General features: G+C 68.7%; 7 protein-coding genes. 3 read left to right on the top strand and 4 right to left on the bottom strand.

What is annotated here, in order from left to right:
* The 4 genes from G3O06_RS44475 to G3O06_RS44460 form a co-directional block, all read right to left on the bottom strand.
* Positions 1-1,323: DHA2 family efflux MFS transporter permease subunit (locus G3O06_RS44475; protein WP_241020556.1), on the bottom strand; the 1,323-nt coding region annotated here is incomplete at its 3' end.
* Positions 1,324-1,459: 136 nt separating this feature from the next.
* Positions 1,460-2,191 (bottom strand): DsbA family oxidoreductase, encoded by a 732-nt coding sequence (locus G3O06_RS44470; RefSeq protein ID WP_174968432.1) that lies wholly within the window; start codon positions 2,189-2,191, stop codon positions 1,460-1,462.
* Positions 2,192-2,397: 206 nt separating this feature from the next.
* Entirely contained in the window at positions 2,398-3,192 is a 795-nt protein-coding gene (locus G3O06_RS44465; RefSeq protein WP_174913128.1) for a PAS domain-containing protein, read from the bottom strand.
* Positions 3,189-4,151, bottom strand: coding sequence for an ornithine cyclodeaminase family protein (locus G3O06_RS44460; protein WP_205819872.1), 963 nt, complete (start codon positions 4,149-4,151; stop codon positions 3,189-3,191). The genes G3O06_RS44465 and G3O06_RS44460 overlap by 4 nt, the downstream gene beginning before the upstream one ends.
* A 379-nt stretch (positions 4,152-4,530) precedes the next feature.
* Here G3O06_RS44460 and G3O06_RS44455 point away from each other — a divergent pair, with 379 nt between their 5' ends.
* The 3 genes from G3O06_RS44455 to G3O06_RS44445 all read left to right on the top strand — a co-directional run.
* On the top strand, positions 4,531-5,310 hold the full coding sequence (locus tag G3O06_RS44455; RefSeq protein WP_174968434.1) for an ABC transporter substrate-binding protein: 780 nt from the start codon (positions 4,531-4,533) through the stop codon (positions 5,308-5,310).
* Positions 5,311-5,377: 67 nt separating this feature from the next.
* On the top strand, positions 5,378-6,622 hold the full coding sequence (locus tag G3O06_RS44450; protein WP_205819871.1) for an FAD-binding oxidoreductase: 1,245 nt from the start codon (positions 5,378-5,380) through the stop codon (positions 6,620-6,622).
* A 496-nt stretch (positions 6,623-7,118) separates the two neighbouring features.
* Positions 7,119-9,627: hypothetical protein (locus tag G3O06_RS44445; protein ID WP_205819870.1), on the top strand; the 2,509-nt coding region annotated here is incomplete at its 3' end.

Genomic DNA, 9,627 nt, shown 5'->3' with positions numbered 1-9,627 from the left:
ACGCTGGAAGATCTTCTTCCGCTTCGCGTTCCTCGCCGTATTCGTGCTGTTCGCGTTCGCGCTGATCGATTTCTCGAGCGATTCGAAGTTTTCTTCGAGCGGGCGGCATACGGCGCTCGTGACGATCCCCGACGCGAGCCCGGAATCGGCCGGATCGACGTCGTTCATCGCGGCGAGCAGCATCGGGTTGAACGCGACGCCCGCGCCGATGCCGAGCAGCGTCATGCCGGGCAGCACGTGCCAGACGAAGCCGCCGTCGACCGGCGCGCGCGAGAACAGCGCGAGGCCGCATGCCGCGATCAGCAGGCCGGCCGCGATCGGGCCGCGGATGCCGAAGCGCATCACGATGCGCGCGGACAGCCCGAGCGAGAACGCGGCCATGATCAGGTTCGCCGGCAGGAACGCGAGACCGACCTGAAGCGGCCCGTAGCCGAGCACGCGCTGCATGTACAGCGCGGACAGGAAGAACCACGCGAACATCGCGGCCGCCCACAGCACGCCGATCACGTTCGCGAGCGCGACGTTGCGCGCGGCGAACAGCGTGAGCGGCATCAGCGGATGCGTGGCGCGCGCCTCGATCGCGATGAACAGCGCGAGCAGTGCGACGGCCGCGCCGATCAGCGCGACGGTCTGCGTCGACAGCCAGCCGGCTTCGTTGCCGCCGACGATCCCGTAGACGGCCAGCATCAGCGACGCAGTCACGGTGATCGCGCCCGCGACGTCGAGCCGAGCGTTGCCGGCCGGCGCGCGCAGGCGCGGCAGCAGCGCGACGCACATCGCATAGACCGCGATGCCGATCGGCAGGTTGACGAGGAAGATCCAGTGCCACGACAGCGAGCTCGTCAGCAACCCGCCGAGCAGCACGCCGATGCTGCCGCCGCCCGCGCAGACGAAGCCGTACACGCCCATCGCGCGGGCGCGCTCGCCGGGCTCGGTGAAGAGATTCATGATCAGCGACAGCGACACGGCCGATACGACCGCGCCGCCGAGCCCCTGCACCGCGCGCGCGGCGATCAGCATCGTCTGCGATTGCGCGAGGCCGCACGCGAGCGACGCGAGCGTGAAGACGACGAGGCCGGCGAGGAACATGCGCCGCTGGCCGTACAGGTCGCCGAGCCGGCCGCCGAGCAGCAGGCAGCCGCCGAACGTCAGCAGGTACGCGTTGACGACCCACACGAGGGCCGTCTCGGTGAAATGGAGGTCGGTGCTGATCGACGGCAGCGCAACGTTCACGATCGTGCTGTCGAGCACGATCATCAGCACGCCGAGGCAGAGAACGATCAGCGCGTACCAGCGCTTCTCGCCGTGGATCCCGTGGGTCATGGGCTTGCAGCCTTCTGATAGTTATTTGAAAGGATGCATTGTAGACCCCGCCCGCGCGGGCTTCCTGCCGGTTTGTGGCAGCAGCGAAGCGTAGTCGCGCGTCCGGGCCGGACGCGCGCGATGGATGCGACGGGTGTTACGAGCGCGCCGGCAGTTCGCAGCCGTCGGGGCCGCAGGCGGCAGCGTCGCCGCCGTCGAGTTCGACGATGCCGTCGCGCCACGCCTGGTCGAGCGCCTGCGCGAACGCGTCGGCCGGCTGCGCGCCAGACACCGCATAGCGGCCGCCGAACACGAACAGCGGCACGCCACGGCCGCCGATCTGCGCGGCGCGGGCGGCGTCGGCTTCGACTTCGTCGCGGTACAGGCCGCTGCGCAGCACGGCTTCGACGGCCGAGCGCTCGAGCCCGGCTTCGACCGCGAATTCGGTCAGCTCGGCGTGATCGAACAGCGAGCCGTGCTCGCAGAAATACGCGCGGTACAGCCGTTCGGTCAGCGTGTGCGCGCGGCCCGTCGCTTCCGCGAGCTTCACGAGCCGGTGGCCGTCGAGCGTGTCGCCGACGAGCGTGCCGGGCAGGTCGTAGCGCAGCCCGACGCTCGCGGCCGCGTCGGTGACCTGGCGCAGCATCTGGTCGACCTGCGGGGGCGACATCCGGTACTTGCCGGCGAGCATCGCCTCGACCGGCTCGACGGGCTGGCCGGGCATCAGCCGGTACGCGCGCAGCGCGACGTCCACGCGGTCGGCATGTGCGAACGCGGCGAGCGCCTCGTCGAAGCGGCGCTTGCCGATCCAGCACCACGGGCAGATCAGGTCGGACCAGATTTCGACGGTCAGGGTCGGGCGGGCAGTCGGGGCGGGAGCGGTCGTCATGGGCGGTTCCGGGCAGCAAAAAAGTGTAACCGGGACTATATCACTTTGTGCTTCGGCGCTTCGTCCTGGCCGGGCGGCCATGCGGCCATGCGAAACGGGCGCCCGGCGTATCACGAAGCATAGACACGGAAGCGGCGTCCCGATAGCGATTGCCGATGCCGGCCGCCGCCGACCGTTCCGGCGCAGCGGCCCGCGGGGTGGTTCGGTTACGCGTCGCCCTGCGTTTCCTTCAGATGCTTGAGGTGCTTGTAAACCGTCGCGCGGCCCATCCCGAGCACGTTCGCGACGTAGTTCGCCGCGCTCTTGCCGCGAAACGCGCCTTCCGCGTAAAGCGCTTCGACGAGCTCGCGCCGGTGCTCGCGCGTGAGCCCGTTCAGCCCGACCTGCCGCTCGCGCAGCCAGCCGTGCAGGAACGTGTTGATGCGCTCCTGCCAGTCGTCGCGGAACAGCTCGTCCGGCTGCGCGACGACGCCCGCGCCCTTGATGAACAGGTCGAGCGTCGCGCGCACCTCGTCGAACACCGCGATGTTGAAGTTGATGCACATCATCCCGGCCGGGCGGCCTTCGTCGTCGAACAGCACGTTGCTCACGCAGCGCATCCGCCGGCCGTCCCAGTTCAGCTTCTCGTACGGGCCGATCACGCGCTCGCGCGCGGAATGATCGATTTCGTCGAGCGCGGAATCGTCGCCGACCTCGCGCTTCGACAGGTTGTTCGCGAGATACAGCACGGTCTGGTCGTGCAGGTCGTGGATCACGACTTCCGCGTACGGGAAGAACAGCGCGGCGATACCGTCGGCGATCGGCGCATAGCGGGTGAGCAGCAGGTCTTTGACGGGGGATTTCTTCTTGCGCATCGGGTTCGCCATCTCGGGTGGGCGGGGGCCGGGCAGCGCATCGGGCCGGCGTGCCGGCGCACCGTTGGCCGGCATGCCCGTGCGCCCGCGCGCGGCCGCCGCGGCGGTTGCGCCATTGTATCGGCCCCGAGTGCGCGTGCCGCTCATGCGTGCGTCAGGTGCGTGTACAGCGCGTGCGCGATCGCGATGTCCTCGAGCCCGAGGCCGATCGATCGGAAGAATGCGTGACGGGCGTACGACGGTGCCGGGCAGGTGCCGGCGACGAGCGCGGGCAGGTCGCCGGCGATCCGCGAGGCGTCCCAGCCGTGGTCGGCCGCCGCGATCTGCATCTCGCCGGCGCTCGCGGGCGTCGTTTGCCGGTAGTCGCAGTACACGTCCATGTCCGGCAGCCACGCGGGCGGGATCTCGTGCGCGCGCGCGACGTTCGTGCTGATCGACGTGGCGAGCGCGGGGCGCGTGAGCATCCCGTCGCCGAGCACGGGCGTGCCCGACGACGTGCACAGCATCACGACGTCCGCGTCGCGCACGCAGGCTTCGACGCTCGCCGCGGCGCGGGCGCGCGGATCGAGCTGCGCGAGCGTCGCCTGTTGCGCGGCGTCGCCGGCGAGTGCGGGCGAGTACACGCGGATCGTTTCCCAGTCGCGCAATCCTGCCGTGTGGCGCAGGTGCGCGAGGCCGACCGCGCCCGCGCCGACGATTGCGAGATGGCGCGCGTCGCGTGGCGCGAGGCAGTCGACCGCGAGCGCGGTCGTGCCGGCCGTGCGCTCGACGGTCAGCAAGCCCGCGTCGCACCACATCAGCGGCTGGCCGGTGCGCATCGACATCAGCGCGGTCCAGGCGGTGACGATGGGCTTGCCGCCCGTCACGACATACGGCGACAGCTTCGCGCCGAACACCTGCGCGTCGGCGAGCGCGCCGAGATACGTGATGAAGTCGCCGGCCTGGTCGGGAAACAGCGTCAGCGTTTGCGGCGGCTGCACCGCGCGCGTCGCGGCGAGCGACGCGAACATGCGGCGCAGCGTGCCGAGCACGTCGAGCGACGGCAGGGCCGCGCGCACCGCGGCTTCGTCGACGGTCAGCGGCAGGGTCGGGGCGGTTTGCGTCATGGGGACATCTCCGGTCGGGGCCGGACGGGACAGTCTCGATCGACGGTGTCCGGCAGTGTTCGTGATGGACGAAAAGTCTAATATAGACAAACGAAATCGGGAGAATTTTTCTTTTCGAGACTTCGTGTCGCTGCGTGGTTTTGAAAAAACACCGTGAAATCAAGGGCATTCGGGGCGATCGGCGAATCTTCGACGTCGTCTATCGGGGCACGATTCTCGTATCCCCTATAGTCTATAGTAGACTTTGAGTCTATATTTCGCGTGCAGGACACGACGCGTCGCCGCGTGGCGGCCGCCTGCTTCGAATACCGATCCGGCGCCCGGCGGGGGCCGTCGTGTACCGATCCTCATCGCCTCAATCCAGAACGGAAGGACCGTCATGAACTGGAAGCTCTCCCTCTGCGCCGCCGCGGCGCTTGCCTGCGCGGCCGTCACGGCCCATGCGGAACAGACCACGTTGCGCTTCGGGATCGAAGCCGCCTATCCGCCGTTCGAAAGCAAGACGCCGGCCGGCCAGCTGCAGGGTTTCGACGTCGACATCGGCAACGCGGTGTGCGCGAAGCTGAACATGAAGTGCGTGTGGGTCGAGAATTCGTTCGACGGCCTGATCCCGGCGCTGCAGGCGCGCAAGTTCGACGCGATCAACTCCGCGATGAACATCACGTCGAAGCGCCGGCAGAGCATCGACTTCACGCCGGCGATCTACGTGGTGCCGATCGTGATGATCGCCAAGCACGGCTCGCCGCTGCGGCCCGACGTCGCGAGCCTGCGCGGCAAGCACGTCGGCGTGCTGCAGGGCTCGTCGCAGGAGGATTTCCTGAAGGCGCACTGGGCCAATGCGGGCGTGGCCGTCGTGTCGTACCAGGATCAGGACCAGATCTACGCCGATCTCGTCGCGGGGCGTCTCGACGCGGCCGTGCAGGAAGCGCAGACCGCGCAGGACGGTTTCCTCGACAAGCCGGCCGGCCGCGACTACCAGATCGTCGGCGAGCCGCTGAAGGATCCGGCGACGCTCGGCGAGGGTACGGGCTTCGGGATCCGCAAGAACGACAAGGCGCTGCAGGCGAAGATCGTCGGCGCGCTCGACGCGCTGAAGAAGGACGGCACGCTCAGCGCGCTGTCGCAGAAGTACTTCAAGCGCGACATCGTCGCGAAGTAACCACCGCCGCGCGCCGGCCGCCGCGCCGGCGCGTGCCGCATCGAATCTCGACGCAGTACGGGGAACCATGGATTTCGACGTCATCGTTCTGGGGGCCGGCATCGTCGGCGTGTCGTCGGCGCTGCATCTGCAGGATCGCGGGCTGCGCGTCGCGCTCGTCGACCGGCGCGCGCCCGGCGAGGAAACGAGCCACGGCAATGCGGGGCTGATCGAGCGCTCGTCGGTCGTGCCGTATGCGTTTCCACGCCGGCTCGGCACGCTGCTGCGCTATGCGCGCAACCGCTCGGTCGATCTCTATTGGGACTATCGCGCGCTGCCCGCTTATGCGGGCTGGCTCGCGCGCTTCTGGCGCGAATCATCGCCGCAGCGGCTGGCGGCTGCCGCGCGCGACCTGCTGCCGCTCGTCGCGGCGAGCGTGGTCGAGCATGACGCGCTGCTCGCGCGCACCGATGCGCAGCCGCTCGTGCACGACGGCGGGTGGATCGAGGCGTTCCGTTCGCCCGCGCTGTTCGACGCGGAAGCGCGCGCGCAGCAGCGTGTGGCCGACGCGCACGGGCTGCGGATGACCGTGCTCGACGCACGTGCGTTGCGTGCGCGCGAGCCCGGTGTCAGCGACGCGTTCTGCGGCGCATTCCACTGGCAGGACCCGAAGACCGTGTCGAGCCCGGGCGGGCTGACCAAGGCCTATGCGCGGCTGTTCGAGCGCGACGGCGGCACGTTCGTGCTCGGCGATGCCAGGACGCTCGTGCAGGTGGATGACGGCTGGCAGGTCGGTACCGAGCACGGGCCGATCTCGGCGCGCTCGGCCGTGGTTGCGCTCGGGCCGTGGTCCGATCACGTCTTTGAGCCGCTCGGCTACCGGATTCCGCTGCGCGCGAAGCGCGGCTACCACATGCACTACCGGCCCACGCGCGCGCCGTTGAACGTGCCCGTGTGCGATACCGAGGAAGGTTTTGTCGTCGCGCCGATGGAAGGTGGCCGCCTGCGGCTCACGACTGGCGTCGAGATCGCGCTGCGCGGCGCACCGCCGACCGGCGTGCAGCTCGCGCGTGCCGAGCCGCTGGCACGCGACGCGTTCGGCATCGGCGAGCGGCTCGATCCCGAACCGTGGCTCGGGATGCGGCCATGCACGCCCGACATGCGCCCGGTGATCGGGCCCGCGCCGCGCCATCGCCACCTGTGGTTCGCGTTCGGCCATTGTCACCACGGGCTCACGCTCGGCCCGGCGACCGGGCGCCTGCTCGCCGAAATGATGACGGGCGCGCCGACCTATATCGATCCCCATCCGTACCGGCCTGCGCGCTTCGGCTGATCCGGCGGCGCGCGCTGCGTCGCGCGCGCCGGGGGCGCGGCCGCCTTCACAATGTTTCAGTCTGCTATCCGAATTATCGGAAATCACGCAATCGGAAATGATCTGCGTAATCGGCAAGAAAGATAATCGCGAAATAAAGAAAATCAGCAAATCAGCGATTTATCAATGCATTTTCATATTGATGAAATGCGTAATCGGCAGCCGGTCGTGATGGTGTAGCGCACCGTCGCGGCGGGGTGTTCCGATGTTACGTGGAATGTACCGGAACACGTTACCACGGGGCTCGCAAACGTTACGTTACATCCGCGTTCCGCCGGCCTTTTTTGTCAGATGATTGCGGCGCCGGAGCCGTGTATTTCGTCTGAAACCGATTTAAAAAGCGTTATTGCCCGTCAATAAACAGACGAATCAATCCATTTTTTCGAATTGGCACACTTCGTGCAATCCGTCCCCATGCTTTATCAACGTTGTGCCAACCGAGATGGGGAAAATAAAGATGGGACACAATCTGAAATTGACGGGTGTAGCGCTGTCGGTCGCGACGGTGTTCGGGGTACTGGCTTCGGGTTCCGCGATGGCGGGGGCCCTTGATACGCTTCCGATCCCGCAAGTGATCGTCAACCCGCCGACGAACAGCGTGTCGGTCGGGTTGGTCGCGACGGGTACGTCTCCGCTGGGCTCGGTCACCGTGGCGGCAGGCGGAGCGGGCGCGATCCAGACGTCGCTTGGCGATCCCGGCCAGGTGCTGTCGGGCGCCGTGGGGGCGGTGACGGGCGCACTCGGCGGTGGCGGCGGCACGGTGCAGCCGCTCGCGCCGGTTCAGGGTGTGGTGAATCAGGTGACGGGGGCGCTGAGCGGCGGCAACCCGGCAGGTGCGTTGACCGGTGCGCTGAATACGGCGACGGGTGCGTTGAGCAATGCGGTTGGCACGGTCACGGGCGCACTGGGTAATGTTGGTGGCGGGTCGAATCCGCTGGCGCCGGTTCAAGGTGTCGTCAATCAGGTAACGGGCGCGCTCGGTGGCGGCAACCCGGCTGGTGCGTTGACGGGCGCACTTGGTACGGTGACGGGGGCACTGGGTAATGTTGGTGGCGGTTCGAACCCGCTGGCGCCGGTTCAAGGCGTCGTCAATCAAGTGACGGGCGCGCTCGGTGGCGGCAACCCGGCGGGTGCGTTGACGGGTGCGCTCGGCACGGTGACCGGTGCGCTGGGTAATGTCGGCGGCGGTTCCAACCCGCTGGCGCCGGTTCAAGGCGTCGTCAATCAAGTGACGGGCGCGCTCGGTGGCGGCAACCCGGCGGGTGCGTTGACGGGTGCGCTCGGCACGGTGACCGGTGCGCTGGGTAATGTCGGCGGCGGTTCCAACCCGCTGGCGCCGGTGCAAGGCGTCGTCAATCAAGTGACGGGCGCGCTCGGTGGTGGCAACCCGGCTGGTGCGTTGACGGGTGCGCTCGGTACGGTAACGGGCGCACTGGGCGGTATCGGCGGCGGGTCGAATCCGCTGGCGCCGGTTCAAGGTGTCGTCAATCAAGTAACGGGTGCGCTCGGTGGCGGAAACCCGGCTGGTGCGTTGACGGGTGCGCTCGGCACGGTCACGGGTGCACTGGGCGGCATCGGCGGCGGCTCGAATCCGCTGGCGCCGGTTCAAGGTGTCGTCAATCAAGTAACGGGTGCGCTCGGTAGCGGCAACCCGGCGGGTGCGTTGACGGGTGCACTCGGCACGGTGACCGGTGCGCTGGGTAATGTCGGCGGCGGGTCGTACCCGCTGGGCGCAGTTCAAGGCGTCGTCAATCAGGTAACGACGGCGCTCAATAACGGTAACCCGGCTAGCGCGTTGACGGGTGCACTCGGTACGGTGGCGAGTGAACTGGGTGCCGGCAATCCGGCAGGCACGGTGACCGGTGCGATCGGCAACGTGACGGGGGCGCTGGGCGCATTGGGCGCTCTCGGCGGCGGCGCGGATCCGCTGGCTCCGGTCCAGGGCGTGGTGAATCAAGTGACGGGCGCACTGGGTGGTATCGGCGGCAGTTCGAGCCCGCTGGCACCGGTGCAAGGCGTGGTGAATCAGGTCACGGGCGCACTAGGCAGCGGCAACCCGGCAGGCGCACTGACTGGCGCACTCGGCACGGTGACGGGCGCATTGGGCGGCATTGGCGGCGGTTCGAACCCGCTGGCACCGGTCCAAGGCGTGGTGAACCAGGTCACGGGCGCGCTCGGCAGCGGCAACCCGGCAGGCGCACTGACCGGCGCACTCGGCACGGTCACGGGCGCACTGGGCGGCATCGGCGGCGGCTCGAACCCGCTGGCGCCGATCCAGAGCGTCGTCGACCAGGTCACGGGTACGCTCGGCAGCGGCAACCCGGCCGGCGCGCTGAGCAACGCGGTCAACACGATCACGGGCACGCTCGGCAACGTCGGTGGCGCGGGGAGCCCGCTGGCGCCGGTGCAAGGTGTCGTCACGCAACTCGCAGGCACGCTCGGCAACGATCCGGCCGGTGGGCTGACGAACGCGCTGAACTCGGTGACGGGTGCGCTCGGCGGCGCGAATCCGCTGGCGCCGGTGCAAGGCGTCGTGAACCAGGTCGTCGGCACGCTGTCCGGCGCCGGTGGCGGCAGCCCGATCGCGCCGATCACGAACCTCGTCAGCGGCCTGCAGAACGCGCTGCCGACCGGCGCACTCGGCTCGGTGACGGGCGCACTCGGCAACCTCGGCGGCTCGAACCCGCTGGCGCCGGTGCAGGGCGTCGTGAACCAGGTCGTCGGCACGCTCAGCAACAACAATGCGGTCGGCACGGCCACGAACGCACTGGGTAACGCGGTCGGCTCCGTCGTGGGCGCACTTGGCAACCTCGGCGGCTCGAACCCGCTGGCGCCGGTGCAAGGCGTCGTGAACCAGGTCGTCGGCACGTTGTCGGGCGCGGCGGGCAACAGCCCGATCGCCCCGATCACGAACCTCGTGAGCGGCCTGACGGGCGGCAGCAACCCGGCAGGCGCACTGACCGGTA

It is taken from the genome of Burkholderia sp. Ac-20345 (genome assembly GCF_017104825.1).
Taxonomy (GTDB): Bacteria; Pseudomonadota; Gammaproteobacteria; order Burkholderiales; family Burkholderiaceae; genus Burkholderia; species Burkholderia lata_B.
Note: the sequence above shows the minus strand (reverse complement) of the source record. Positions and strands in the feature narration are given on the sequence as shown.

Excerpts from the sequence above, each read along its gene's own strand:
- G3O06_RS44450 (WP_205819871.1), top strand. The coding sequence starts at position 5,378 with ATGGATTTCGACGTCATCGTTCTGGGGGCCGGCATCGTCGGCGTGTCG.
- G3O06_RS44470 (WP_174968432.1), bottom strand. The coding sequence starts at position 2,191 with ATGACGACCGCTCCCGCCCCGACTGCCCGCCCGACCCTGACCGTCGAA.
- G3O06_RS44460 (WP_205819872.1), bottom strand. The coding sequence starts at position 4,151 with ATGACGCAAACCGCCCCGACCCTGCCGCTGACCGTCGACGAAGCCGCG.
- G3O06_RS44455 (WP_174968434.1), top strand. The coding sequence starts at position 4,531 with ATGAACTGGAAGCTCTCCCTCTGCGCCGCCGCGGCGCTTGCCTGCGCG.
- G3O06_RS44465 (WP_174913128.1), bottom strand. The coding sequence starts at position 3,192 with ATGAGCGGCACGCGCACTCGGGGCCGATACAATGGCGCAACCGCCGCG.